Origin of the sequence: Streptomyces sp. URMC 129 (assembly GCF_051386415.1) — a bacterium.
GTDB lineage: Bacteria > Actinomycetota > Actinomycetes > Streptomycetales > Streptomycetaceae > Streptomyces.
This window is the reverse complement of sequence record NZ_JBPQTQ010000073.1, coordinates 1-24,902: the sequence shown is the minus strand read 5'-3', so window position 1 is coordinate 24,902 and position 24,902 is coordinate 1. Positions and strand designations below refer to the sequence as shown.

Annotated in this window: 24 protein-coding genes; 16 read left to right on the top strand and 8 right to left on the bottom strand. The window is 74.3% G+C overall.

Translation table 11 applies throughout. The features are described from left to right. Positions 1-2: 2 nt before the first annotated feature. From ACSNOC_RS16555 to ACSNOC_RS16540, 4 genes are all read left to right on the top strand, one after another. Entirely contained in the window at positions 3-527 is a 525-nt protein-coding gene (locus ACSNOC_RS16555) for a (2Fe-2S)-binding protein (protein ID WP_436748217.1), read from the top strand. Further along, entirely contained in the window at positions 524-1,543 is a 1,020-nt protein-coding gene (locus ACSNOC_RS16550; protein WP_436748216.1) for an FAD binding domain-containing protein, read from the top strand. The genes ACSNOC_RS16555 and ACSNOC_RS16550 overlap by 4 nt, the downstream gene beginning before the upstream one ends. After that, on the top strand, positions 1,540-3,696 hold the full coding sequence (locus ACSNOC_RS16545) for a xanthine dehydrogenase family protein molybdopterin-binding subunit (RefSeq protein WP_436748215.1): 2,157 nt from the start codon (positions 1,540-1,542) through the stop codon (positions 3,694-3,696). The genes ACSNOC_RS16550 and ACSNOC_RS16545 overlap by 4 nt, the downstream gene beginning before the upstream one ends. Before the next feature lie 96 nt (positions 3,697-3,792). Further along, the gene (locus ACSNOC_RS16540) at positions 3,793-4,728 is read left to right on the top strand and encodes a trypsin-like serine protease (protein ID WP_436748214.1); all 936 of its coding nucleotides are present in this window, start codon (positions 3,793-3,795) and stop codon (positions 4,726-4,728) included. On the opposite strand, the gene ACSNOC_RS16535 is transcribed toward ACSNOC_RS16540, so the two are convergent. Further along, the gene (locus tag ACSNOC_RS16535; protein ID WP_436748213.1) at positions 4,631-4,900 is read right to left on the bottom strand and encodes a LuxR C-terminal-related transcriptional regulator; all 270 of its coding nucleotides are present in this window, start codon (positions 4,898-4,900) and stop codon (positions 4,631-4,633) included. The two genes, ACSNOC_RS16540 and ACSNOC_RS16535, sit on opposite strands and share 98 nt — an antisense overlap. Between ACSNOC_RS16535 and ACSNOC_RS16530 the strand changes: the two genes are divergently transcribed. Both ACSNOC_RS16530 and rsgA read left to right on the top strand, forming a co-directional pair. Then, positions 4,842-5,417, top strand: a complete 576-nt coding sequence (locus ACSNOC_RS16530; RefSeq protein ID WP_436748223.1) for a hypothetical protein — start codon at positions 4,842-4,844, stop codon at positions 5,415-5,417. The two genes, ACSNOC_RS16535 and ACSNOC_RS16530, sit on opposite strands and share 59 nt — an antisense overlap. 309 nt (positions 5,418-5,726) lie before the next feature. Beyond that, positions 5,727-6,830: a ribosome small subunit-dependent GTPase A gene (gene rsgA / locus ACSNOC_RS16525; RefSeq protein ID WP_436748212.1), complete on the top strand. Its 1,104-nt coding sequence runs from the start codon at positions 5,727-5,729 to the stop codon at positions 6,828-6,830. Between the two features lie 88 nt (positions 6,831-6,918). Here rsgA and ACSNOC_RS16520 read toward each other — a convergent pair whose 3' ends face one another. Then, positions 6,919-7,383 carry an SPW repeat protein gene (locus ACSNOC_RS16520; protein WP_436748211.1) on the bottom strand — a complete coding sequence of 155 codons (465 nt, stop codon included), beginning with the start codon at positions 7,381-7,383 and terminating at the stop codon, positions 6,919-6,921. A 111-nt stretch (positions 7,384-7,494) separates the two neighbouring features. Here ACSNOC_RS16520 and ACSNOC_RS16515 point away from each other — a divergent pair, with 111 nt between their 5' ends. From ACSNOC_RS16515 to ACSNOC_RS16505, 3 genes are all read left to right on the top strand, one after another. Next, on the top strand, positions 7,495-8,028 hold the full coding sequence (locus ACSNOC_RS16515) for a hypothetical protein (protein WP_436748210.1): 534 nt from the start codon (positions 7,495-7,497) through the stop codon (positions 8,026-8,028). A 102-nt stretch (positions 8,029-8,130) separates the two neighbouring features. Beyond that, entirely contained in the window at positions 8,131-8,793 is a 663-nt protein-coding gene (locus tag ACSNOC_RS16510; RefSeq protein WP_436748209.1) for a TetR/AcrR family transcriptional regulator, read from the top strand. A gap of 166 nt (positions 8,794-8,959) precedes the next feature. After that, complete coding sequence (locus tag ACSNOC_RS16505) at positions 8,960-9,358, top strand: DUF2795 domain-containing protein (protein WP_436748208.1); 399 nt, start codon at positions 8,960-8,962, stop codon at positions 9,356-9,358. A 68-nt stretch (positions 9,359-9,426) separates the two neighbouring features. On the opposite strand, the gene ACSNOC_RS16500 is transcribed toward ACSNOC_RS16505, so the two are convergent. Then, positions 9,427-10,317 (bottom strand): Gfo/Idh/MocA family protein, encoded by an 891-nt coding sequence (locus ACSNOC_RS16500; RefSeq protein ID WP_436748207.1) that lies wholly within the window; start codon positions 10,315-10,317, stop codon positions 9,427-9,429. A gap of 193 nt (positions 10,318-10,510) precedes the next feature. On the opposite strand from ACSNOC_RS16500, the gene glnII reads away from it, so the two are divergent. From glnII to ACSNOC_RS16470, 6 genes are all read left to right on the top strand, one after another. Next, positions 10,511-11,533, top strand: coding sequence for a glutamine synthetase (gene glnII / locus ACSNOC_RS16495; RefSeq protein WP_436748206.1), 1,023 nt, complete (start codon positions 10,511-10,513; stop codon positions 11,531-11,533). A gap of 226 nt (positions 11,534-11,759) precedes the next feature. Further along, on the top strand, positions 11,760-13,049 hold the full coding sequence (locus ACSNOC_RS16490) for a sensor histidine kinase (protein ID WP_436748222.1): 1,290 nt from the start codon (positions 11,760-11,762) through the stop codon (positions 13,047-13,049). A 37-nt stretch (positions 13,050-13,086) separates the two neighbouring features. Next, on the top strand, positions 13,087-13,758 hold the full coding sequence (locus tag ACSNOC_RS16485; RefSeq protein WP_436748205.1) for a LuxR C-terminal-related transcriptional regulator: 672 nt from the start codon (positions 13,087-13,089) through the stop codon (positions 13,756-13,758). A 64-nt stretch (positions 13,759-13,822) separates the two neighbouring features. Beyond that, positions 13,823-15,787 carry a hypothetical protein gene (locus ACSNOC_RS16480; protein ID WP_436748204.1) on the top strand — a complete coding sequence of 655 codons (1,965 nt, stop codon included), beginning with the start codon at positions 13,823-13,825 and terminating at the stop codon, positions 15,785-15,787. Between the two features lie 253 nt (positions 15,788-16,040). After that, positions 16,041-16,274: a hypothetical protein gene (locus ACSNOC_RS16475; protein ID WP_436748203.1), complete on the top strand. Its 234-nt coding sequence runs from the start codon at positions 16,041-16,043 to the stop codon at positions 16,272-16,274. Next, a complete protein-coding gene (locus tag ACSNOC_RS16470) occupies positions 16,274-17,017 on the top strand; it encodes a peptidoglycan recognition protein family protein (RefSeq protein WP_436748202.1) in 744 nt (247 codons plus the stop codon). Before ACSNOC_RS16475 ends, ACSNOC_RS16470 begins: the two co-directional genes overlap by 1 nt. Before the next feature lie 22 nt (positions 17,018-17,039). On the opposite strand, the gene ACSNOC_RS16465 is transcribed toward ACSNOC_RS16470, so the two are convergent. The 5 genes from ACSNOC_RS16465 to ACSNOC_RS16445 all read right to left on the bottom strand — a co-directional run bounded on the left by ACSNOC_RS16465 (position 17,040) and on the right by ACSNOC_RS16445 (position 23,052). Then, positions 17,040-18,074 (bottom strand): LacI family DNA-binding transcriptional regulator, encoded by a 1,035-nt coding sequence (locus ACSNOC_RS16465; RefSeq protein WP_436748201.1) that lies wholly within the window; start codon positions 18,072-18,074, stop codon positions 17,040-17,042. Beyond that, the gene (locus tag ACSNOC_RS16460) at positions 18,059-19,738 is read right to left on the bottom strand and encodes a glycoside hydrolase family 13 protein (protein ID WP_436748200.1); all 1,680 of its coding nucleotides are present in this window, start codon (positions 19,736-19,738) and stop codon (positions 18,059-18,061) included. Before ACSNOC_RS16460 ends, ACSNOC_RS16465 begins: the two co-directional genes overlap by 16 nt. A 64-nt stretch (positions 19,739-19,802) precedes the next feature. Next, positions 19,803-20,753, bottom strand: coding sequence for a sugar ABC transporter permease (locus ACSNOC_RS16455; RefSeq protein WP_436748199.1), 951 nt, complete (start codon positions 20,751-20,753; stop codon positions 19,803-19,805). 2 nt (positions 20,754-20,755) lie between these two features. After that, positions 20,756-21,760, bottom strand: coding sequence for a carbohydrate ABC transporter permease (locus ACSNOC_RS16450; RefSeq protein ID WP_436748198.1), 1,005 nt, complete (start codon positions 21,758-21,760; stop codon positions 20,756-20,758). A 35-nt stretch (positions 21,761-21,795) separates the two neighbouring features. Further along, a complete protein-coding gene (locus tag ACSNOC_RS16445; RefSeq protein WP_436748197.1) occupies positions 21,796-23,052 on the bottom strand; it encodes an extracellular solute-binding protein in 1,257 nt (418 codons plus the stop codon). A 281-nt stretch (positions 23,053-23,333) separates the two neighbouring features. Between ACSNOC_RS16445 and ACSNOC_RS16440 the strand changes: the two genes are divergently transcribed. After that, positions 23,334-24,362: a LacI family DNA-binding transcriptional regulator gene (locus tag ACSNOC_RS16440; RefSeq protein ID WP_436748196.1), complete on the top strand. Its 1,029-nt coding sequence runs from the start codon at positions 23,334-23,336 to the stop codon at positions 24,360-24,362. Positions 24,363-24,902 lie beyond the last annotated feature (540 nt).

Here is a 24,902-nt window from a genome sequence, read left to right as displayed (position 1 = left end):
GGATGGTGGAAGCCACGATCACCCTGCGCGTCGACGGTGTGGAACGGACCGTGTCGCTGGACACCCGCACCACGCTGCTGGACGCGCTGCGCGAGCACCTCGGGGTGCGGGCGCCGAAGAAGGGGTGCGACCACGGGCAGTGCGGCTCGTGCACGGTGCTGCTGGACGGGCGGCGGGTGACGACGTGCCTGCTGCTGGCCGTCGCGCAGGACGGGGCGGTGGTGGTGACCGCCGACGGGCTCGCGCCGGACGGTGAACCGCACCCGGTGCAGCGGGCGTTCCTGGAACACGACGCGTTCCAGTGCGGCTACTGCACGCCGGGGCAGGTCTGTTCGGCGGTCGGCATGCTGCGGGAGGCGGAGGAGGGGCATCCGAGCCGGGTCACGCCCGATCTGGCGGCCGGACCGGCGGTGTCCGGCGGCGTGCTGGACGACGACGAGATCCGGGAGCGGATGAGCGGCAACCTGTGCCGGTGCGGCGCCTATCCGAACATCGTGGCCGCGATCCGGACGGCGGCGGCCCGGTGAGGCCGTTCGCGTACGAGCGCGCGACGGACGCGCGCGGCGCCGTCGCGCTGGTGGCCAGCCGTCCCGGGGCCGCGTTCCTGGGCGGCGGCACCAACCTGGTGGACCACATGAAGCTGGGCATCGCCCGGCCCGACCTGCTGGTCGACGTCACGCGGTTGCCGTTCGACACGGTGGAGACGCTGCCCGGCGGCGGGGTGCGCGTCGGGGCGGCCGTGCGCAACAGCGACCTCGCCGCCGAGCCGCTGATCCGGCGGGACTATCCGCTGCTGGCCGCGGCCCTGCTGGCGGGCGCCTCGGGGCAGTTGCGCAACCTGGCCACCACGGGCGGGAATCTCCTGCAACGTACCCGCTGCCCGTACTTCCAGGACCTGACGACGCCGTGCAACAAGCGGGCCCCCGGCACCGGTTGCTCGGCGCTGGACGGCCACCACCGCACGCACGCCGTGCTCGGCGCGTCCGAGCACTGCGTCGCGGTCCACCCCTCGGACATGGCGGTGGCGCTGGCCGCCCTGGACGCCGTGGTCCTGGTGCTCGGGCCCGGGGGCGAACGGACCATCCCCATCGAGGAGTTCCACCGGCTGCCGGGCGACACCCCGGACCGCGACACCGTGCTGACGCACGGCGAGCTGATCACCGCCGTCGCTCTGCCGCCCCTCCCCCGGCCGCTGGCCGAACGCTGCGCCTACCGCAAGGTCCGCGACCGGGCGTCGTACGCGTTCGCGCTGGTGTCGGTGGCCGCCGCGCTGTCGCTGAGCGCGGACGGGACGACCGTGGCGGACGCGCGGATCGCGCTCGGCGGTGTCGCGCACAAGCCGTGGCGGGCGTCGCTGGCCGAGGCGGTGCTGCGCGGGGCGCCGGCCGGTGAGGAGGCGTTCCGGGCCGCGGCCGACGCCGAGCTGGCCGCCGCCCGGCCCCTGCCCGGCAACGCGTTCAAGGTGCCTATGGTCCGCAACGCGCTGGTCGCGGTGCTCCGCGACCTCGCGGCGGGCGGCCCGGGGCGGGAGGCGGCGCGATGACCGGGCTGATCCGCAGGCCGGGCGCGGTGGGGGCACCGCTGGAGCGGCGCGACGGTCCGGCCAAGGTCACCGGCCGCGCCCCGTACGCCTACGAGCAGCCGGTCGGCGACGCGCTGTACCTGTACCCGCTGCTCGCCACCGTCGCCCGGGGCCGGATCACCGCGCTGCACACCTCGTCGGCGGAGGCGGCCGACGGCGTCGCCTTCGTCCTCACCCACTTGAACGCGCCCCGGCTGGCATCCGACGAGGACCCGGAGTTGTGGATCCTCCAGGACGACGAGGTGCGGTTCCGGGGGCAGTTCATCGGCGCGGTCGTCGCGGAGACGCCGGAGGCCGCCCGGCACGCGGCCGGGCTGGTCGACGCCGCCTACGAGGAGCGTCCGCACGACGTCTCGTTCCGCGCGGACCATCCCCGGCTGTACCGGCCCGGCGTGGTCAACCCCGCGCTGCCGACCGACACCGCGGCGGGCGACGTGCCCGGGGCCATGGCGGAGGCGGCGGTCACCGTGGACCGGACGTACACGACCCCGATGGAGCACCACAACGCGCTGGAGCCGCACACCACCGTGGCCGTCTGGCACACCGGGGGCGAGTCGGACGGCTCGGGCCGGCTGACGCTGTACGACTCGACGCAGGGCGCGGCCGGGGTCCGGCGGGTGCTGGCGCCGGTGCTGGGTCTGGATCCGGCGCGGCTGCGCGTGGTGTCCCCGTACGTCGGGGGCGCGTTCGGCTCGAAGGCGAGTCCGCATCCGCACGTGGTGCTCGCCGCGCTGGCCGCCCGGATGGCGGGCGGGCGTGCGGTGAAGTTCGCGCTGACGCGGCGTCAGACGTTCACGCAGGCCGGGTACCGCACGCCGACGATCCAGCGCGTCCGGCTGGCCGCCGGCCCCGACGGCCGCCTCACCGCGATCGCCCACGACACGATCACCCAGACCGCGCGGTACAAGGAGTTCGCCGAGCAAGTCGCTTACGGGACACGCAGTCTGTACGCCGCGCCGAACCGGCGCACCACGCACCGCCTGGTGCCGGCCGATCTCTCCGTCCCCACCATCTTCCGGGCGCCGGGCGAGGCGCCGGGGATGTTCGCGCTGGAGTCGGCCATGGACGAGATGGCGCTCGCCTGCGGTCTGGACCCGGTGGAGTTCCGCGTCCGCAACGAGCCGCCGGCCGACCCGGAGACCGGGCAGCCGTTCTCCACCCGCGGCTACGTCTCCTGTCTGCGCGAGGGCGCCCGCAGGTTCGGCTGGGCGGACCGCGATCCCGCGCCCGGCGTGCGGCGCACGCGGGACGGCTGGCTGGTGGGCACCGGCATGGCGGGCGCCACCTATCCGGCGTACTTCACCTCCTCCGGGTCGCGCGCCACGGTCGTCGCGCTGGGCGACGGGCGGTACCGGGTGGAGACGGCCGCCGCCGATCTCGGCACCGGGACGTGGACGGCGCTGGCCCAGATCGCCGCCGACGCCCTGGCCGTTCCGGTCGAGAACGTCCAACTGGCCATCGGGGACACGCGGTTCCCGCCGTCCGCGACGGCGGGCGGCTCGATGGGGCTGAGCCACTGGGGCACGGCGGTGGTCGAGGCGGCGCGGGCGCTGCGCGAGCGGTACGGGGACGATCCGCCGGAGGGCGCCCGCGTCACCGGCGAGGAGCCGCCCAACCCGCACGAGGGCCGGGTGTCGATGCACGCGTACGGCGCGCAGTTCGCGGAGGTGCGGGTGAACGCGGACACCGGCGAGGTGCGGGTGACGCGCCTGCTCGGCGTCTTCGACGTCGGCCGCGTCATCAACCCGCGCACCGCCAGGTCGCAGCTCGTCGGCGGCATGGTGATGGGCCTGTCGGCGGCGCTGCACGAACAGAGCGTCGTGGACCCGCGGTTCGGGCACGTCGTCAACTGCGACCTCGCGGAGTACCACATCGCCACCTGTGCCGACGTGCCCGAGGTGGAGGCCGTGTGGCTGGACGCCGTGGACCCGTACTACAACCCGATGGGGGCCAAGGGCGTCGGGGAGATCGGCATCGTCGGCGTGAGCGCGGCGATCGCGAGCGCCGCCTGGCACGCGACGGGCGTGCGGGTCCGCGAACTGCCGCTGACGCCGGAGAAGTTCCTGCACCGGTCCGGCCCGCCGGGGCAGCCCTCCCCGGAGGTCCCAGGATGATAACGGCGTCCGGTCCGGGGTGGAGCCGTGGCGGCCCCGGCACTTGAATGCCTGGGCGAAGCCGCCGACCGGGCGGCTGCCGAGAAGGAGTGCGAAGTGCAGCCCACACGCCGCGCCGTGCCCGCGCCCACGCCCGCCACCGCGATCGCCACCGCCACCGCCACGTGGCGGCGCGCCGCCGTCCTCGCCACGACGGCCGGCGCGCTCGCCCTGGCCGCCTCCCTGCCCGCCGCCGCGATCAGCTCGTACAACTCCGGGCCCGCGCCCGAACGGACCGAGGTCGGCGCGCTGATCGCGGTCTGGGACGACGACGCCGACCCCGCGACCCCGGACCGGGTCGACTGGATCTGCTCCGGCACGATGCTCGACGCCGACACGTTCCTCACCGCCGCGCACTGCACCGGCGGCTGGACCGCGAGTGAGGACCCGGACTTCTACGTCTCCCTCGACCAGGACGTGCAGGGCGCGCTGGACGCGGCAGCCGCCGCCCACCCGGCCGACCCGGACGCCGTCGCCGCGGCGGCCGGGGTCGCCGGCACGGCCCACACCCACCCCGCCTACCCGGGCAACTCCAGCGACTCCAAGGACATCGCGGTGGTCGAGCTGCCTGCCGGACAGGTCGCCGGCCGCTGGTCGTTCACCCCGGCCACGCTGCCCGCCGCCGGTCTCCTCGACGCGCTGGGGCCGCGCGGCCTCGACGCCGTGGACTGGACGGTGGCCGGGTACGGCACGCAGGAGGGCACCACCGGCGCCAACGGGCACCCCGGCGGCGGCGAACGGCTCCAGGCGCCGCTGACGTTCAGCGCGCTCAACAACACCTGGCTGCGGCTGGGCATGATCGAGGCGCACGGCAGCGGCGGCGCCTGCTACGGCGACTCCGGCGGCCCCAACTTCGCGCTGGTGGACGGCGCACGCGTCCTGGCCGGGATCACCGTCACCGGGGACGTGCCGTGCTACGCGACCAACGTCGCCTACCGCCTGGACACCCCGGTGGCCCGGGAGTTCCTGGCGCCCTTCGTCGACCTGCCCTGACCGCGCCCGGTCCGGCCCGTCCGGCCCGGCGTCGAACGTGTCCAGCGCGCGCGAGTTCGACGCGGGACCGGACGCCGGGCGCGGCGTACACGCCGCGCGGGTGGTGGCCGACCGTGCGGGGGCTGAGGGAGAGCCGGGCCGCGACCTCGCGGTTCGTCCTTCCCTCGGTCACCTCGCGCGCCACCCGCGACTGCTGCGGGGTCGGCGCGGTCCGGGCCGGGCTGGGCGCGGCAGGACCCGAACAGCACCAGCGCCCCGCGGAGTTGCTCGCGCCCGCTGCCCGGCCCGCGGCGGCGGCGCGGCGCCATCCGGTACAGCGGCCAGGTCCGCGCCTGGTCGAACTCCGGGCCGGTCCGCTCCCCGTGGCGTGGCGCGCCGGTGAAGTACGCGTCGGCCGCGTCCGGTTCGGCCCGGCGGCGCCTGGCAGCGCCGCGTGCGCCCGGCGGCGCTCTGCCGGCCCCGGCCGGGCCGGGGCGACGGCCTCCCACGAACGCGGGCACCCCGTGCGGGCGCGGCCGTTCGGCGGCCACGTGCGGCTCGTCACGCGCCGGGTCCGGCCGGGCCGGGCTCCACGCCGCCGGGCCCGCGACGAGCGCCGGGCCGTGCGCGGCGGCCCCGGCGAAGTGGCCGTCCTGAGCTGGACGAGCGCCACGCTGGCGAGCGTCTGCGGGAGCACCCCGGCCTGGTGACGGCCGCGCGCCACGCGAGGGCGCGACCGCGCGGCGCGGCGCGGCGGCGGTGCGGCCGAGGGCCAGGGCGGCGCGGGAGGCCGGCCGCGACGGTCCCCGCCGGGCCGCCGCCTCCCGGCGCCGTGCGTGCTACCGTGATGACCAACGTGTGGCATCCGGCCACCGGTTGAGACCTGGGAGGTGAGTTTCGATGGCTGTCGAGAAGACCGCTGCCCCCCGCAGCGCCCGGACCACCATCCTCACGTCCCGGGCCCCGGTCTGACACCCACGTCCTGATCCTCGGGGCCCCTTCCCAAAGGGTCTCTCACCTTGAGTTCGACTTCTCCGCACGCGTCGGCGTCCTCTTCTCCTTCTTCCTTCCCCGCTCCCCCGCTCTCCCTCTCCTCCTACGGCTGGGACGACGCCCTGGACGGCGCGTTCGCCGGCCACCGGGCCGCCGGCCTCGTCCCGGGGCGGATCGTGCGCGTCGACCGCGGCCTGTGCGACGCCGTGACCGGCGACGGCCCGCTGCGGGCCGCGACGGCCGGTCACGCGCCGTGCACCGGCGACTGGGCCGCCCTCGACCCCGGCACGGACCGGCGCGCGCCCCGGCTGGCCGCCCTGCTGCCGCGCCGCACGGCGATCGTCCGGTCCTCCGCCGCCCGCGACTCCTACGGCCAGGTGCTGGCCGCCAACGTGGACACCGTCGTGGTCGCCGTCTCCCTCGCCGTGCCGCTCGACGCCGGACGGCTGGAACGGCTGCTCGCCCTCGCCTGGGAGAGCGGCGCCCGGCCCGTCGTGGTGCTGACCCAGAGCGACCGGGCCGCCGACCCGGCCGAGGCGATCGCCGAGGCCGCCGTCGCGGCCCCCGGCGCGGACGTCGTGGCCACCAGCGCGGTCACCGGTGAGGGCATGGCCGAGCTGACCGCCCTGCTCACCGGCACGGTCGTCCTGCTCGGCGCGTCGGGCGCCGGCAAGTCGACGCTGGGCAACGCGCTGCTGGGCGGCGATGTCCTGGACACCGGCGAGGTCCGGCACCGGGACGGCAAGGGCCGCCACACCACCGTGCGGCGCGAGCTGCTCCCGCTGCCGGGCGGCGGCGTCCTCATCGACACGCCGGGGCTGCGCGGCGTCGGCCTGCACGACGCGGCGGAGGGTCTGGAACAGGTCTTCGCCGAGATCGAGGAGCTGGCGGCGGACTGCCGGTTCACGGACTGCGCCCACGCGTCGGAGCCCGGCTGCGCGGTGCGGGCGGCGATCGAGGCGGGCGAGCTGCCCGAACGCCGCCTGGCGAGCTACCGGAAGCTGCTGCGCGAGAACGCGTGGGCGGCGGCCAGGACCGACGCCAGGCTGCGGGCGGAGCGCACGGAGTACCTGAAGTCGATCCACCGCCACCAGCGGGAGACGTACCGCTTCCGCGACCGCCAGCGGTAGCCGCGCACCCGGGAAACAACGGGAAACACACGGAAAAGGGGCGCCCGGCCGTGGCCGGGTGCCCCTGACGTGCCGCGCGTTCCGCCCGCTAGGTCTTGCGCGCGGCTCCGGTCGTGTTCTTGGTCGCCTTCATCGCCGCCGCCGCTCCCGCGAGTCCGAGCAGGAAGATGACGGCGCCGGTGATGACGTTGGCGGCGATCACGCCACCCCGCGGGTCGTCCCCGACCAGCCAGGGCGAGAGGGCCAGCCAGGCTCCCATCACCCACAGCGCGTGGCTCATGCCGTACATGCGCTCGGGGGCCCGGGTGAAGCCCAGGGCCAGCAGCGCCACGGCGATGCCCACGATCAGATTGCTGACGGCGAGATCCGGGTGGTTGTCGTTGAAGTGCACCGCCCACGGGGCGACGGCGGCGTACAGCCCGGCCAGGAACAACGGTCCGTCGACGAACACCACGTCGCGCCCGCCCAGGATGCGCGAGTATCGCTCCCGCATCTCCCTTTCATCGGGGTGACCTGCGAGGTCTGTACGCCCGCGGTGTGAGACGTCGGTCATGACGACTTGCCTCCTTCGATCCGTTCATGGGCACTTTCCACTATGCCCCTTAATGCCCCATTTGGGTAATGCGCCGGAAAGTAACTCGGATCAACTGGTAATCTTTATTACATGCTTACAGACAGGGAAAGAGACGAGCTGCGTGGCTGGTTCGCGGGGCGGCTGCCCGAGGGCCTCTTCACCGAGCTGGTCGAGGTCACGGCAGACCGCGAGGAGATCACCGTCGTCGGCCGCATCCCCGAGCCCCAGCTCGGCCCCGACGCCTCCGACGTCGAGCGCGAGGCCGCCTGCGAGAGCCGGGTCGCGGAGTTCCGGCGGCGCACCCGCGACGACCGGTCGCGCGTGGCCCGCTCCGCCGAGCGCCGCTTCCGGCGCAAGGTGTCCTGGGGCGTGGAGTGCGGCGGCGAGCGGACGCTGTTCACCCACGTCACCGCCCCGGTGATGACCCGGCTGCGGCAGCCGGAACGCCAGGTCCTCGACACCCTCATCGCGGGCGGCGTGGCCCGCAGCCGCAGCGACGCGCTGGCCTGGTGCGTCCGGCTCGTGCGCCGCAACGCCGACGACTGGCTGTCCGAACTGCGCGCCTCGCTCGCACAGGTGGAGCGGGTGCGCTCCCGGGGCCCGGACGCGGGCGGCGACGACTGACGGCGCCGGATGCCCCGGCGGACCGGAACGGCGACTACGGACCGTGCGCGGGGCGTCTCCGTACGCTGTTCCTACCGGCATACCGTGCGTTAGCGTTCTGCCATGTCACAACAGCGGCGTTCCCGGAGCCGGTTGACGGCCGCCGACTGGGCGGAGGCGGCGCTGACCGCCATGCGGGAGGGCGGCGGGCTCAAGGCCGTCGCCATCGAGCCGCTCGCCGTCCGGCTGGGAGCCACCAAGGGCAGCTTCTACTGGCACTTCGCCAACCGCGAGGCGCTGATCGAGGCCGCGCTGAACCGCTGGGAGCAGCGGCACACCGAGGAGGTCATCGCCGCCCTCCGGTCCGAGCGTGATCCGCTGACGCGCGTCCGCGAGTTGTTCTACAAGGTGACCGGGGACGTGGTGCGGGACCCGACCGAACTGGCGCTGCTGGCCAGCGCCGACCACCCGCGCGTCGCCGCCGCGATCCGGCGGGTCACCACCCGCCGCCTCGACTACCTCGTCGGCCTCTTCCGCGACCTGGGCCTGTCCGGGACCGACGCCCGCCACCGCGCCCTCCAGGCGTACTCCTGCTATCTGGGCCGGGCGTGCCTGGCGCACAGCGTGCCCGGGGTGCTGCCGCGCGGCGAGGAGGACCGGCGCTATCTCGACTCCGTCCTCGACTCACTGCTCGGCCTCCGCGCGCGCGGAGGCACCGGAGCCGACGCCGGCACCGACGTCGGCGCCGACTCCGGTGAAGGACCGGCTCCGGGGCGGGACCCCTGATTTCCCGCGCCCGGAGCCTTCGCGTCCCCACGAGGCCGCTCGCTCGGCCGACAACGCGGGTGCCCCCGGGCGCCGGGGCCAAACAAGATGCCCCCGAACGAGTCGTGTCGGCCCGGCCCGGACGGGTACCCGGAGGGCTCCCTGCTCCCGACGCGAGGAGGAAGCCATGCAACAGCGGGGCAGCGACCATCTCAACGTCCACCGCGACGACATGATGAAGCACGAGCTGCAGGGCATGCTGCGCGGCGAGCACCCGACGAGGGCGGAGGAGTGGCGCGACCAGGAGCCGCCCGCCGAGGACGACCCCGAACTGGCGGGCGGACCGGTCCCGCCGCGCGGCGCCGCGCACACCGAGGAGGCGCGAAACGAGGCGTTCCGCTTCGAGCTGGCCCGCTACCTGCGGCGCAGCGTCTTCCCGGCCGAACGGCGGGAGCTGCTGGGCGTCCTGTCCGAGACGCACGCCCCCGACCGCCTGGTCGACACGGTGCGCGAGCTGCCCTCCGACCACACGTACGCCAACGTGCAGGAAGTGGTCGACGCGCTCGGCCGCAAGCCGCGCGCCTGACGCCGCGGCGGACACTCCCCGAGGGCGGCGACCGTGTGCACACGGTCGCCGCCCTCGCCGTGCCGTCCCTACACCCCCCGCGCGAGGAGCGCGGCCTCCGTGGACGCCAGGATCTCCGTCACGCGGACGCCGAAGCGCACGTCGCACGGGTGGGGTTCGCCGGTGCGGATCGCCGCCAGCAGGGCGTCCACCGCGTGCAGCAGGGACGTCACCGCGCCGGCCTCGCCGCGTTCCGGCAGGGTTGTGATGCCCGCCGCGCCGCGGAGCTCCGCCGTCACCGACGACGCCTGCGGCGGCACCGTGTGCGTCAGCGTCATCGTGCTGGACGCCCCCGACGCGTGGCCCAGCGCGATGTGCACCAGGTCGCCCGGCCCCCGCGCCGCCGTCACCGAGTCGACGTCGCCCAGCGGCGGCAGCAGCAGCGACAGCGTGTGCGGCCCGAGGTCCCACAGCGCGCCGCGCTCCCGGCGCCACGGCGAGTCCTGGTAGGGGCTGCCGGAGCCGCCGAAGACCGGCGAGTACCAGTCCGCGCGGCCCGTCACCCAGCCCTTCGTCGCGCTCTGCGCGGCCACCCACGCCGCCGACTCGGGCGCGAAGCGCAGCGTGAAGAAGACCACCGACGCCACCCCCGCCGCCGCCACCGCCGCCGCCAGCTCGCGGGCCGCCGGCACCGACGTGGCCACCGGCTTGTCCAGCAGCAGGTGGCACCCGGCCGCCGCCGCCCGGACCGCCAGCGGCGCCTGCACGTCCGGCGGCAGCGCGAACGCCACCGCGTCGCAGTCCGCGAACAGCGCGTCCGCGTCCTCGTACGCCCGGGTGTTCAGCCGCCCGGCCAGCTCCGCCGCCGCCTCGGGGCGGCGGCCCCAGACCCCGACCAGCTCCGTTCCGGGGTGCTCCACCAGGGCCGGGCCGTGCGTGAGCCGGGCCCACGGGCCGGTGCCGAGCAGGCCGATTCTCATGGCCGGTCGCCTCTCTGCCGTCCTCGCCGTCTGCACGGCGTTCTCCCCCCGCCGCCGCACATCACCCTACGGCCCGGGCCCAAACGTAGTTCACACCGCCTTAACAGACGGGCAACGGGCGGGAAACTGCTGGTCGCGAGGGTGACCGCAGCGTATGCACGCACCCGCGATGACCTCCCGGAGGAGCACGACCGTGACCATCAAGGCCGAGTACATCTGGATCGACGGCACCGAGCCGACCGCCAAGCTGCGCTCGAAGACCAAGATCCTCGCGGACGGCGCCGAGCCGCCCACCTGGGGTTTCGACGGCTCCAGCACCAACCAGGCCGAGGGCCACGCGTCCGACTGCGTGCTCAAGCCGGTCGCCACCTTCCCGGACCCCATCCGCGGCGGGGACCACATCCTGGTCCTCAACGAGGTCTACAACGTCGCCGACGACACCCCGCACGTCTCCAACACCCGCGCGCTGCTGCGCCCGGTCGCCGAGCGCTTCGCCGGCCAGGAGCCGATCTTCGGCATCGAGCAGGAGTACACCTTCTTCAAGGGCTCCCGCCCCCTCGGCTTCCCGGAGAACGGCTTCCCGGCCCCCCAGGGCGGCTACTACTGCGGCGTCGGCGCCGACGAGATCTACGGCCGCGACGTCGTCGAGGCCCACCTGGAGAACTGCCTGAAGGCCGGTCTCGGCATCTCCGGCATCAACGCCGAGGTCATGCCGGGCCAGTGGGAGTTCCAGGTCGGCCCGCTGTCCCCGCTGGAGGTCTCCGACCAGCTCTGGATCGCCCGCTGGCTGCTCTACCGCACCGCCGAGGACTTCGGCATCTCCGCCACCCTCGACCCGAAGCCCGCCAAGGGCGACTGGAACGGCGCGGGCGCGCACACCAACTTCTCCACCAGGGCGATGCGCGAGGGCTACGACGCGATCATCACCGCCTGCGACGCGCTCGGCGACGAGGGCAAGCCGCTGGAGCACATCAAGAACTACGGCGTCGGCGTCGAGGACCGCCTCACCGGGGCCCACGAGACCGCCCCCTGGGACCAGTACAGCTACGGCGTCTCCAACCGCGGTGCCTCCGTCCGCATCCCGTGGCAGGTCGAGCGGGAGAAGAAGGGCTACATCGAGGACCGCCGCCCGAACGCCAACTGCGACCCGTACGTGGTGACCCGCCTGCTGGTGGACACCTGCTGCGCCAAGCTGGAGGCGGCCGGCCTCGTCTGAGCCGTCCCTCCGCCTTCCTGATCGTCTCCCCGGCGCGCGGCCGTTGCAGCTCGGGCGTCGTTCCGGGGAGACACCACGGGCGCCCGTGCCGCACCGGCCGGGCGCCCGTGGTGCGCCCGGCCGCGGTGGAGCTGGGTACACCCCCGGCCGGGCGGCCACCCCCGTGACGGCCCGCCCCGCCCGCCCCCAGACTGTGACCGTGAACGGCACGGAGGGCGGGAACGGCATGATCGGTCGACGGATACGGGACGCCCTGCTGGCGGCGGCCCGGGGGATGCTGCTCTCGCTGCTCTCGATCGGCGTCTCGCTGCTGCTGTTCGTCCTCTTCACGGTGTCGCTCTGCCTCGTCCTCGTCGGCGTCGGCCTGTTCACCACCCCCGTCGTCACGGACGCCGTCCGCGCCCACGCCGGGCAGCGCCGGCGCTACGCCGCGGCCTGGACGGGCCTGGCCATCCCGGCCGGTTACCGTCCCCACCCCGTACCCCCCGCCACCCGCTCCGGCGTGGCCGGCCAGGTCGAGCGCTGCGTGCACCTGCTGAAGGACCCGGCGACCTGGCGCGACGTCCAGTGGCTGTTCGCCGACGCGGTCGCCGGTTTCGTCCTGGCGCTGCTGCCGTGGGCGCTGATCGGCCAGTTCCTCTTCGGCCTGGTCCTGGTGGCCGGCGTCTGGGAGCCGATCGTGGACGCGGGCGGGACGTACTGGTACGCCTTCGTCCCCGTCCAGGACTGGACCACCGCCGTCCTCGCCGCCCTGACCGGCACCGGCTTCGCCCTCCTCGCGCTGGTCGCCAACCCGGCCCTGATCCGCGGCCACTTCCTGCTGGCCCGCTTCCTCATCGGCGCCTCGGAGAAGGAACTGCTGGCCCAGCGGGTGGCCCGGCTGACCGAGACCCGGCACGACGCGCTGGACGACTCCGCCGCCGAACTGCGCCGCATCGAGCGCGACTTGCACGACGGCGCCCAGGCTCGGCTGGTCGCCATGGGGATGGACCTGGGCGCCGCCGAGGCCCTGATCGAGAAGGACCCGGCGCAGGCCAGGCTGCTGCTGGCCCAGGCCCGGGAGAACTCGGCGGAGGCCCTGGCCGAGCTGCGCGACCTGGTGCGCGGCATCCACCCGCCGGTGCTGGCCGAGCGCGGCCTCGGCGACGCGGCCCGCGCGCTGGCGCTGCGGACCCGGCTGCCGGTCGAGGTGGACGTCGACCTGCCGGGACGGCTGGACGAGGCGGTGGAGTCCGCGGCCTACTTCGCGATCAGCGAGATCCTCACCAACGCCGCCAAGCACTCGGGCGCCGAACGCGCCTGGCTGGACGTCTACTACAGCCACCAGGAGCGGACGCTGCGCATCGCCGTCACCGACTACGGGCGCGGCGGCGCCGACCCGGCCGGCGGCAGCGGACTGCGCGGACTGGAGCGCAGGCTCGGCTCGTTCGACGGCGTGCTCGCCGTCAGCAGCCCGGCCGGCGGGCCGACGCTCGTCACCGTCGAGATCCCCTGCCTCCCGCCGCCCGCACGCTGACCTCCGCGCCGCCGGACCGCTCGCCTACGCTGGCGCCATGACCGCACCGTCCCCGTCCCCGCGCCCCCGAGTCGTCGTCGCCGAGGACCTGTTCCTGCTGCGCGACGGCCTGGTGCGGCTGCTCCAGGCGCACGACTTCGAGATCGCCGCGGCCGTGGACAACGGACCCGAGCTGGCGCGGGCGCTGGCCGCGCTGCGTCCCGACGTCGCCGTCGTCGACGTCCGGCTGCCGCCGTCGTTCACCGACGAGGGCCTCCAGTGCGCCCTGGCCGCGCGGCGCGAACAGCCGGGCCTGCCCGTCCTGGTGCTCTCCCAGCACGTCGAACGCCTCTACGCGCGGGAGCTGCTGGCGGACGGCACCGGCGGCGTCGGGTACCTGCTGAAGGACCGGGTCTTCGACGCCGGGCAGTTCGTGGACGCGGTACGGCGGGTGGCGGCGGGCGGCACGGCCATGGACCCGCAGGTCATCCAGCAGCTCCTGGCCCGCCGCACGCACGACGCCCCGCTGGAGCGGCTCACCCCGCGCGAGCGGGAGGTGATCGAGCTGATGGCCCAGGGCCGTTCGAACGCGGCCATCGCCGAACGGCTCGTCGTCACCGAACGGGCCGTCGCCAAGCACACGTCGAACATCTTCGTCAAGCTCGGCCTCCCGCCGTCCGACGACGACAACCGCCGCGTCCTGGCCGTGCTCGCCTACCTCGAACGCTGAGCCGCCCCGGCCGCCCCGGCCCGGCGGCGCGTAACTTGGGCGGCAGGGGATCGTTTTGCCGGATGTGTCTCCCAGCGATGTCTCCTCCCGTTATGTGAAGCCGGCCGCGGAGGCGCGGGTTCCCGAGCTCGACCAGGCCGAGGCGGCGCTCGTCGAGCACTACGCCCGGCTCGTCCGGCTCGGCTACCTCGTGCTTCCCCCCGTTCTCGGCCGTCACCGTCGCGTGCTCGCCGCGCACGCCGTCGCCCAGCGAGCCCTGCCCGGCCGGAAGCCGTCGGGGAAGGGCTCCGGGCTCCCCGCGCAGCGCGGCGACCGGCGCGGCCCCGGCGGGGACGGCGCCGACGCCGGGTACGCCTATCTGCGGCAGCGGGTGCTGGCGGGCGCGCTGCGGGCGGGCCGGCCGGTCCGCGTCGCCGGGCGCGACGTGCGCTGGCTGCCGCGCACGCCCCTGCTGCTGCCGCGCGTCGTGGGGCTGCGGCTGCTCCCCCGCGCCGACGACGCCGACGAACTCGCCCTGGAGAAGGAGCTGTCGGGGCTCACCGCCCCGGCCCGCGCCGCCTACGCGCTGCGCCGGCTCGACGGTCTGGACAACGCCGTCATCCGCCGCGTGCTCGGCGAGGCCGGGGTCCCCGAGCGGCACGTGCGGGCCGCGCTGCGCGCCGCGGACTCGGTGACCGGCTCGGCCGGGCTGGCCGACCCGTGCTCGTTGCAGGCCCGGCCGACCGATCTGCTGCGCCGCCGCCAGTACGGCCGGACCGCGCTGTTCGGCGGGGCGGCGCTGGTGCTGGCCGCCGGGGCGCTGGCGTTCCTGCCGGAGGACTGGGGCCCGGACGGCGCCGCCGCCCCGCCCTACGCGGAGAACGCGGCCGTCGAGGCGGCCCTCGACCCGCAGGGGCTGCGGCGGATCCCCGCCGACGTGTGGCGGGAGTCGTCGCGCACCGACTTCTCCGTCTGGCCCGCGCGCGGCGACGCCCTGGACGACACCGCGCTGCTGCGCCGGGCGCTCGCCGTGTGGGCCAGGCCCGGCGACGACGTGACGGTCTCCGCGACGCCGGGCACCCAGAGCGGCCCGCCGCCCGGGCCCGCGCAGTTGCTGTACGCCGGGGAGACGGGCGGCGTGTCGGCGGTGCTGCTGTACGACGGGCTCCGGCTGGTCCGGTACGCCGAGCCCGCCGGTGGCGAAGGGGGGCCCGTGGCGCTGGACTTCGCCCGCGTGGACGGCGCCGACCTGATCGGCGCCTCGGCGGTGGTGATCTCCCGGGGCGACGGCAACACCCGTTATCTGACCGCCCCCTGGGTGGGCGGCGCGGCGACCTCCGATCTGGTGGACCCGGACGCGGAGTCCGTCCCGCTGCGGGTGGGCGAGGACGGCGTGACCGACCCGGTGCGGACCCCGGCGGGCACCGAGGAGTGCACGGAGTTCCGGGTGCTGGAGATCACCGCGCAGGGCGCGGACCGTCCGTATCTTCTCGCGGATCTGGGCGAGTTGGCGCCCGCGCTGCTGACGCACGGCGAGCCGGGCGACCGGGCGGGCATCGCGGGGGCGACCGAGGCCCGCGACCGGTGGGCCCGGATCGCCTGTCACCTGCCCTCGGTCGGCGGCGGCGGGGTGCGGGCGGTCAACGCCTGGGACTTCGCCGAGCAGAGCCTGCCCGACGGCGGTGGCACCGCGCGGTGGGTGTGCACCCGCACCGAGACCTGGCGCGGGGCCGGGAGCCGCACGATGACGCAGTTCCTGCCCCCGGCGGCGACGCCGGGCGAGCCGGGCGTGGTGACCGCGACCGCCGAGGACAGCCCGGCGTGCGGGCACCGCTTCCCGTCGGTGCTCAGCGGGGTGCTGTGGCGGTCCCCCGCCGACTCCTGGTACCTGGTGGCGGCCGGCAGCGAGGACGTCACCGCCATCACCTCGACCGGCGGCGTCACCGGCGAGGCGGCGGGCAACACGGCGGCCCTGCCCGCCGAGGAGGGCGCCGAGGCCGAGCTGACGGCGGAGCTGGCGGGCGGCGGCGAACTGCCGATGCTGGGCTGAGCGCCACGGAACGACGCCGCGACGACACCGCGACGGCGCGGCCGGCGGCGGCCCGACGGCGCCCGGCCGGGTGGTCAACGGCCGGGCGCCGGGCGGCACTTGGGGTGACGCGCGTAGTTTGGTGCGGCGCCCGGCCGGGGAGCCTGCTGGGGCGGCACCACGGTGGCCGCCGGCTCCCCACGCGTTCCCGCGCGAGGTACGTGGCGGACGGCGAGCGCGCCGTGCCCTTCCCCACGCCAGCGCAGGAGGAGCCTTGTCCCACTCGTCAGCGCCCGATTCCCCGTCCAGGCGCGGCTTTCTGGTGGCGGCGGCCGGTGGCGCCGCCGCCCTGCCCGTCATCTGCTCCGGCGGTGCCCGCGCCGCCTCGCCCCGCGAGCTTCCCGTCGTGACCTTCCCCGAGCACCCGGCCGCCGTGTTCGGCGCCGGGCCGTCCCGCGAACCGCTCAACGCCGGCGTGTCGTGCGGCCTGCGGCGGGGAGGGGCCTGATGGCCCTCTTCGTCTCCAGATCCCAGTGGGGCGCCCGCGCGCCCAGAGCCCGCAGCACCAACATCACCCCGGAGAACGGCGGCGTGACCATCCACTACGTGGACGGCGTCCCGGTGGCGAAGGCGGTCCACGCGGACTGCGCCGGGCAGGTGCGCGGCATCCAGAACCACCACATGGACACCAACGGCTGGGACGACATCGCCTACACGTATCTGACGTGCGTGCACGGCTACGTCTTCGAGGGCCGCGGCCCCGGCTACCGGACGGCCGCCAACGGCACCACCTCCGGCAACCAGAACTGGTACGCCGTGTGCGGCCTGGTCGGCGGCGTCTCCGGCACGTACGACACGGTGACGGCCCAACTCCTCGACGCCATCCGCTGGTCCGTCCACCACCTGCGCGACGTCGGCGGCGCCGCCGACGGCATCAACCGGCACATGGACCACCTGGCCACGTCCTGCCCCGGGCAGCTCTCCTCGTACGTCACCAGCGGCGCCCTCGAACCCGCCACGGGCAACGCGCCGCCCTGGCCCGGGGTCTACTTCACGTATCCGCCCGTCACCACGCACTCCAGTGTGACCACCTGGCAGCAGCGGATGCGCGCCATCGGCTGGACGATCGGCGTGGACGGCCAGTACGGCCCCCAGTCCAAGGCCGTGTGCCAGGAGTTCCAGCGGATCAGGAGCCTGACCGCGGACGGCGTCGTCGGCCCGGCCACCTGGCGCGAGTCCTGGGACGTCTGAGCGCCGGACCCGCCGGAACCCCTCAGCGGGCCGCGGCCGTCGAGCCCCGGACGACCAGCTCGGGCTGGAAGACGAACTCGGTGTGCTGGACGAGGTCCCCGCCGATCTCCTCCAGCAGGGTGCCCACCGCGGCCCGCGCCATGGCCCGCACCGGCTGCCGCAGGGTGGTCAGGGGCGGGTCGGTGAACGCGAACAGGTCCGAGTCGTCGTAGCCGATCACCGACACGTCCCCCGGCACCGCCCGGCCGCGCTCGCGGGCCGCCCGGATCGCGCCGAGGGCCATCATGTCGCTGCCGCAGACGATGCCCGTGCAGCCCGCCGCCAGCAGCTCCGCGGCGGCGGCCTGCCCGCCCTCGACGCTGAACAGCGAGTGCCGCACGACCCCTTCGCCCCCGCCCTCCCTCATCTCCGCGAGAAACCCGGCCACTTTCCGCCGCACCGGGACGAAGCGGTTCGGCCCGACCGCCAGCCCGATGCGCCGGTGCCCCAGCGCCCGCAGGTGCCGCACCGCGATCCGGGAGGCCGCCGCGTCGTCGGGTGACACGAACGGCGCGCTGATGTGCGGGTTGTAGCCGTTGATCAGCACGAACGGCACGCCGTGCCCGGCCAGTCGCGCGTAGCGGGCCGGGTCGGCGCTGGTGTCGGCGTGCAGCCCGGACAGGAACACGATGCCGGTGACGCCGCGTTCGACGAGCTGGTCCACCAGTTCGTCCTCGGTGGCGCCGCCCGGGCTCTGCGTGCACAGCACGGGCGTGTAGCCGTGCCCGGCCAGGACCTGCTCGATGACCTGCGCGAACGCGGGGAAGATCGGGTTCGTCAGCTCCGGGATGACCAGGCCGACGAGCCCGGCGCTGCGCTGCCGCAGCCGCAGCGGGCGCTCGTACCCCAGCAGGTCCAGGGCCGCGAGCACCCGCTGCCGGGTGGTCGCCGCGACGCCCGGCTTGCCGTTGAGCACCCGGCTGACCGTGGCCTCACTGACCCCGGCCTGCTGGGCGATGTCGGCGAGCCGGGCGGGATGCGGCAGCACCGCCCGGGGTTCGGTCACTCCGCCCACCACACCGTGGTGTCCGCGGGCAGGACGCCGCCGCCGGGGTACCGGCCGCTGGCCAGCAGCAGCCGGCCCGCCGGGGTCAGCACACCGGCCACGTCCACCGCCATGTCGGTGGTGTTGACGGCGCAGACCATCGCGGAGCCGTCCGCGGCGCGGCGCCGGAACGCCAGCACGCCGTCGGGCGCCGGCAGCCACTCCACGGCGTCGCCCGCGCCGAGGGCCGGGTGGGTGCGGCGGACGGCCAGCGCCGCCCGGTACAGCTCCAGCGTGGAGGACGGGTCGCCGGTCTGCTCCTCGACCGACAGCTTCCCCCAGTTGGCGGGCTGCGGCAGCCAGCTCCCGCCGTCGCCGAAGCCGAACGAGGCGCCCTGCGCGGTCCACGGGATCGGCACCCGGCAGCCGTCGCGCAGCCCCTCCTGCCCGTCGGACGAGGCGTCGCCGCCCGCGCCGCGCCGGCAGAACGCCGGGTCCTGGCGCGCCTCGTCGGGCAGGTCGGTCACCTCGGGCAGGCCCAGCTCCTCGCCCTGGTAGATGTAGGCGGAGCCGGGCAGCGCCAGCATCAGCAGCGAGGCGGCGCGGGCCCGGTCCAGGCCGCCGCCGAGGCGGGTGAGGTGGCGCACCACGTCGTGGTTGGACAGCACCCAGGTGGTGGGGGCGCCGACCGGGCGCATCGAGTCCAGCGAGGTGTCGATGACGCGGCGCAGCGCGGCGGCGTTCCACGGGGTGTTGAGGTAGTGGAAGTTGAACGCCTGGTGCAGCTCGTCGGGGCGCACGTACAGCGCGGTGCGGCCCTCGTTGGGCGTCCACGCCTCCGCGACGCCGATGCGCTGGTGCGGGTACTCGTCGAGGATCTTCCGCCAGGAGCGGTAGATCTCGTGCACGCCGTCCTGGTCGAAGAAGGGCAGGACGTCGGTGCCGAGCAGCTTCAGCTGGCCGGCGGCGCCCATGTCGGGCAGCCCGGCGGCCTTCACCAGGCCGTGCGCGACGTCGATGCGGAAGCCGTCGACGCCCATGTCGAGCCAGAAGCGCAGCAGCGAGCGGAACTCGTCCCGCACGGCCTGGTTGTCCCAGTTGAGGTCGGGCTGCTGCGGCGCGAAGAGGTGCAGGTACCACTCGCCGGGTGTGCCGTCGGGGTTGGCCGTGCGGGTCCAGGCGGGGCCGCCGAAGATCGACTCCCAGTCGTTCGGCGGCAGTTCGCCGTTCGGGCCCTTGCCGGGGCGGAAGTGGTACCGGTCGCGCAGCGGCGATCCCGGGCCCTGGCGCAGCGCGCGCTGGAACCACTCGTGCTGGTCGGAGGAGTGGTTCGGCACCAGGTCGACGATGATCCGCAGGCCCAGGTCGTGGGCGTCGCGGATCAGGGCGTCGGCGTCGTGCAGATCCCCGAACATCGGGTCGATGGCGCGGTAGTCGGCGACGTCGTACCCGGCGTCGGCCTGCGGCGAGGCGTAGAACGGGCTCAGCCAGACCGCGTCGACACCGAGACCGGCCAGGTAAGGCAACCGGCGCCGGACGCCGGGGAGATCGCCCATGCCGTCGCCGTTGCCGTCGGCGAACGAGCGCGGATAGACCTGGTAGATGACCGCGTGGCGCCACCAGTCCGGCTGGCTGCCGGCGACCGTCCGCGTGGGGTCGCCGGTCGGCTGGGTGCGGTCCGCGAGATGCTGGGTCATGTCGTCCCTGGATTCGAGGCGTTGAACGGTTTGCGGCGGATGGAACGAGGGCTTCGGAACGGGTTCAGGACTTGGTCGCGCCGGCCGTGAGCCCGGACTGCAGGTGCCGTTGGGCGTATCCGAAGACCAGGGTGGCGGGCACGGCGATGAGCACCGCGGCGGCGGTCATCATGTGCCAGTCCTGGGTGTGCTGGTTGACGAACGTCTGCAGGCCGCCGGCCAGGGTCAGGTTCTCCTCGCCGGTCATGAACGCGGTGGCGTAGGCGACTTCGGCCCAGGCGGTGACGAACGTGTAGAAGCCGGTCACCGCGATGCCGGGTCTGGCCAGCGGCATGACCAGCCGCCAGAACGTGCCGAACGGGGTGAGGCCGTCCACGCGCCCGGACTCGTCGATCGACACCGGGATGCTGTCGAAGAAGCCCTTCATCATCCAGGCGCAGAACGGGACCGCGATCGTCAGATAGGTGACGATCAGCGAGACGGGCTGGTTGAGCAGCCCGTACCGCGACATGAGGTTGTACAGCGGCACGATCAGCACGGCCATCGGGAACATCTGCGTGATCAGCAGGGTCCACATCAGCGGGCGCATCCCGGGGAACCGGAAGCGGCTGAGGGCGTACCCGGTGGTGGAGGAGATGAGGACGCCGATGACGGTCGTCGCGGCCACGACCAGCACCGAGTTGCCGAACCAGGTGAGGAACGCGGTGTCGTTGAGCACGTGGTCGTAGTTGTCGAGCGTGAAGCCGGAGAGCAGCGACCGGGTGAAGGTGTCGGTCTTCGGCTTGAACGAGGTGACCAGCAGCCAGAACGGCGGGAACACCGCGATCGCGGCGGCCACCAGCAGGGTCGCGTGCAGCCCGACGGAGGCGGCCCGGCTCCGCTCGCCGCGGCGGCGCGTCCGCTTCGGCGCCGGGCGGACGGTCCGGGGCGGTCCGCCGCCCGGCACGGCGGCCGGGACGGGGCGCGGCGCCGGTTCGGCGGGGCCGCTCACCTGGGGGGTCGCATCGGTAGCCATCGTCACCACACCTCTCCCTGCCTGCGCAGCGCTTTGCGGTAGGCGACCGCGAACAGGACCAGCAGCAGTAGGACCAGCACGCCCCAGGCGGCGGAGTTCGCGAAGTCGCGGGGACTGCTGACGAACGCCAGCCGGAACGCCTCGGTCACCAGGATGTCGGTGGATCCCGCCGGCCCTCCTCGGGTGAGCAGGAAGATCACCGGGAACATGTTGAACGTCCAGATGGTGCTGAGCAGTACCACCGTCATGGACACGGACCGCACCCCGGGCAGCGTGATGTTCCAGAACCGCTGCCAGGGGCCGGCGCCGTCCATCTCCGCGGCCTCGTACTGCTCGGCGGGGATGGACTGGAGGGCGCCGAGCATCGCGATCAGCATGAAGGGCACGCCCAGCCAGACGTTGACGGCGATGACGGAGACCTTCGCCCAGGTCGGGTCGGACAGCCAGGTGACACCCTCGATGCCGCCGCCCTCCAGCAGGCTGTTGAGCAGGCCGTTGCGCTCGTTGTAGAGCATCCGCCAGGCGAAGACCGACACGAACGCCGGGATGGCCCAGGGCAGGATCAGCGCCATGCGGTAGACGGTCCGGCCGCGGAAGGCGCGGTTGAGCATGTTCGCCAGGCCCAGCCCGAGGAGGAACGTGACGCTGACGCAGCCCACGGTCCACAGCACGGTCCAGCCCAGGCGGTCCCAGAAGACCTCGTCCTGGAGGATGTCGGCGTAGTTGTCCAGGCCGACGAACTCGTAGGTGGCGGGGATCTCGTTGACGCCGATCCGCCGCTCGACGTTGGACTCGTCGGCGTCGGTCAGCGACAGGTAGCCGCCGCGGACCAGCGGCCAGCCGATGATGCAGGTGATCACGGCGACCACCGGCGCGATCATGGCCCAGGCGTACCAGTGGACGGACAGCGCCCGGCGCAGCCGGCCGGGGACGGCCGTCCGGGGAGCCGTCCGGGGGGCGGCCGGCTGGGGAGCGGTCGCCGGGGAGGCGTTCACAGCGTCAGCCATGGTCTCGGCCCTTCCTGCCTCGCGGTCAGCACCGTTCACTGCCAGTCTTCGAGGAGCTCGCGGTAGGCGTCTCCGGTGTCGGACGCCGCCTCCTCGGGCGAGGCGGAGCCGGTGAGCAGGGCCTCAAGGGAGGTCAGCAGCGGGTCGAAGAGCGACTGCGCCTGGGGGATCCAGGGGCGCTCGTGGGCGACGTCCACGGCGGGCTTGAAGAACTGGACCATCTCGTTGCCGGCGACGGCCGGCACGTCGTAGACGGACTGCCGGGTGGGCAGGAGGCTCAGCTCCTCGGTGATCCGCTGCTGGGTCTCGGCGGAGCTCATGTACCGGACGAACTCGAAGGAGGCGTCGGCGTCCGGGGTGCCCGCGTAGACGCCGTAGTTCCAGCCGCCCAGCGGAGCGCCCTGCGCCCGCGAACCGGCCGGGACGGGGGCGACGCCCAGGTCGTCGCCGAGGGCGGCGGTGGCGTCCGCGATGGCCCAGGGGCCGTTGATCATCATCGCGACGTCGCCGGCCGCGAAGGAGGACATCATGTTCTCCCAGCCGTCGCTGGTGTCCGTGGTGGCGGCACCGGAGTCGACCAGGTCCTGGAACTGCTCGAAGGCCGCGACGCCGGCCTCGTCGTCGATGGTGACCTCCTGGGCCTCGGCGTCGACCAGGTCGCCGCCCTCGCCGTAGAGGTACGGCAGGAACCAGTACGCGTCGTCGCCGCGTGCGTACAGAGGCGTGGTCCCCATCTCCTGGAAGGCGTCGGTCGCGTCGCGTATCTCGTCCAGCGACTGCGGCACCTCGACGCCGGCCTCCTCCAGGAGGGACTTGTTGTAGAAGAGCGCCAGGGTGTCGGTCACCTGCGGGACGGCGTAGGTCTGCCCCTCGAACTGGGTGCTGGCCCAGGACTGGGGCAGGAAGTCCTCCTGGTTCTCCAGCGCGGCGGTGCCGTCGAGCGGGTAGAGATACCCGAGGTTGGCGAAGTCCGCGACCCAGGCGACCTCGGTGCGCATCACGTCTGGGGCCTCGTTGGCGCCGGCGGCGTTCTTGAAGCGGTTCTGCGCGTCGTCGAAGCCGATGTTCACGTACTCGACGGTGACGCCCGGGTGCTCGTTCTCGAAGTCCTCGGCGACGGCCTCGAAGACCTCGGCCTCGGTCTCGTTCGAGGTGTCCCAGAAGGTGACCGTGCCGGACAGCTCCCCGTCGGCGCCCCCACCCCCGCCGCCGCCCCCGTCGCTCTGGCCGCAAGCTGTTGCCGCAAGAGCCAGAGCCGTTACGGCGGCCGTCGTCCCTATGCTGCGTCGCATGTGAACTCCTTCAAGCGTTACGCCCGGTTCAAGGGGGTCTGTCCACCTTATGCGCCACGCCTCTGCGGCGCCGGGCCGAGCAGGAACGTAACAGCGGCGCAAAAGTTTGGAAAGACCTTGCGGCAACTTTCAGCAAGGATGTGGTGGGGGGCCACGCGAGTGAATCAGGAGACGGCGAGAACACGTCCGACCCAGAAGGCAAGCACCGAAATTCGCACATTCCGGTACAGTTGTCCCCTCGCAGTGGGCAGGGTGATCCCCGGCGGGTACAGTCCGGGACTGTGACCGCACGGCTAGCCGACATCGCAGCCCAGGCGGGGGTCAGCGAGGCGACGGTCAGCCGGGTCCTGAACGGCAAGCCGGGCGTCGCCACCGCCACCCGCGAGTCCGTTCTGGCCGCCCTGGATCTGCTGGGCTACGAACGGCCGGTCCGGCTGCAGAAGCGCAGCGAGGGGCTGGTCGGCCTGATCACGCCGGAGCTGGAGAACCCGATATTCCCCGCCTTCGCCCAGGTGATCTGCCAGGCCCTCACCCGTCAGGGCTACACGCCGGTGCTCGCCACGCAGACCCCCGGCGGGTCCACCGAGGACGAGCTGACCGGCATGCTGGTCGAGCGCGGGGTGGCGGGCATCATCTTCATCTCCGGGCTGCACGCCGACACCAGCGCCGACATGGAGCGCTACGAGCGGCTGCGGGCCCAGGGCGTGCCGTTCGTCCTGATCAACGGCTTCTCGCCGAAGGTGCGGGCGCCGTTCGTCTCTCCCGACGACCGCGCGGCAATGCGGCTGGCCGTCACCCACCTGGCCTCGCTCGGCCACCGGCGGATCGGGCTGGCCATGGGGCCGGAGCGGTTCGTGCCGGTGCAGCGGAAGATCGAGGGCTTCCTGCGGGCGATGCGGGAGGAACTGGGCGTCACGGGGACCGACGCGCGGCGGCTGATCGAGCACTCGCTCTACACGCTGGAGGGCGGCCAGGCGGCGGCCCTCGCGCTGCTGGCCCGCGACTGCACGGCGGTGGTCTGCGCCAGCGACATGATGGCCCTCGGCGCGATCCGCGCGGCGCGCCAGCGCGGCCTGTCGGTGCCGGAGCACTGCTCGGTGATCGGCTACGACGACTCGCCGCTGATCGCCTTCACCGACCCGCCCCTGACGACGATCCGCCAGCCCGTCTTCGCGATGGGCCAGGCCGCGATCCGCGCCCTCCTCGAAGAGGTCGGCGGCACACCGGCCCCGCACAGCGAGTTCGTGTTCATGCCGGAATTGGTCGTCCGCGGCTCGACCGCCACCGCACCCGTCATACAGCAGGCCTGACGGCGAACCGCCCCACGCGGGGGCACGGGGAGTCGCCCCCGAAGACCACAGCACGCCCGAATCGGCCACCCCGGGCCTCCACCACGCCCGCCACACAGCAGGCCCGACAACAGACCACCCCACGCCGGGGCACGGGGAGTCACCCCCCAAAGACCGGCAGCACGCCGGAATCGGCCGCCCCGGGCCTCCACCGCCACCGCGCCGGTCATACAGCGGGGTGACGATGGACCTCAGGACGCCCCGGGGACCAGGGGGCGCCCCCCGGTGTCCTGACCCGCCGCGCCCGCCACACGGCAGGGCCCGAGGACAGACCGCAGGACGCCGGGGTACGGGGGTCGCTCCCCCAGAAAGACCGCAGCACACCCGAATCGGCCACCCCGAGCCTCCACCGCCACCACGCCGGTCATACAGCGGGGTGACGACGGACCTCAGGACGCCCCGGGGACCAGGGGTCGCCCCCCGCTGTCCTGACCCGCCGCGCCCGCCACACGGCAGGGCCCGAGGACAGACCGCAGGACGCCGGGGTACGGGGGTCGCTCC

Coding starts and splice junctions, on each gene's coding strand:
- ACSNOC_RS16460 (WP_436748200.1), bottom strand. CDS start 19,738: ATGACCCAGCATCTCGCGGACCGCACCCAGCCGACCGGCGACCCCACG.
- ACSNOC_RS16515 (WP_436748210.1), top strand. CDS start 7,495: ATGCTTACAGACAGGGAAAGAGACGAGCTGCGTGGCTGGTTCGCGGGG.
- ACSNOC_RS16505 (WP_436748208.1), top strand. CDS start 8,960: ATGCAACAGCGGGGCAGCGACCATCTCAACGTCCACCGCGACGACATG.
- ACSNOC_RS16450 (WP_436748198.1), bottom strand. CDS start 21,760: ATGGCTGACGCTGTGAACGCCTCCCCGGCGACCGCTCCCCAGCCGGCC.
- ACSNOC_RS16520 (WP_436748211.1), bottom strand. CDS start 7,383: ATGACCGACGTCTCACACCGCGGGCGTACAGACCTCGCAGGTCACCCC.
- ACSNOC_RS16445 (WP_436748197.1), bottom strand. CDS start 23,052: ATGCGACGCAGCATAGGGACGACGGCCGCCGTAACGGCTCTGGCTCTT.
- ACSNOC_RS16500 (WP_436748207.1), bottom strand. CDS start 10,317: ATGAGAATCGGCCTGCTCGGCACCGGCCCGTGGGCCCGGCTCACGCAC.
- ACSNOC_RS16545 (WP_436748215.1), top strand. CDS start 1,540: ATGACCGGGCTGATCCGCAGGCCGGGCGCGGTGGGGGCACCGCTGGAG.
- ACSNOC_RS16485 (WP_436748205.1), top strand. CDS start 13,087: ATGACCGCACCGTCCCCGTCCCCGCGCCCCCGAGTCGTCGTCGCCGAG.
- ACSNOC_RS16510 (WP_436748209.1), top strand. CDS start 8,131: ATGTCACAACAGCGGCGTTCCCGGAGCCGGTTGACGGCCGCCGACTGG.
- ACSNOC_RS16490 (WP_436748222.1), top strand. CDS start 11,760: ATGATCGGTCGACGGATACGGGACGCCCTGCTGGCGGCGGCCCGGGGG.
- ACSNOC_RS16555 (WP_436748217.1), top strand. CDS start 3: ATGGTGGAAGCCACGATCACCCTGCGCGTCGACGGTGTGGAACGGACC.
- ACSNOC_RS16455 (WP_436748199.1), bottom strand. CDS start 20,753: ATGGCTACCGATGCGACCCCCCAGGTGAGCGGCCCCGCCGAACCGGCG.
- ACSNOC_RS16470 (WP_436748202.1), top strand. CDS start 16,274: ATGGCCCTCTTCGTCTCCAGATCCCAGTGGGGCGCCCGCGCGCCCAGA.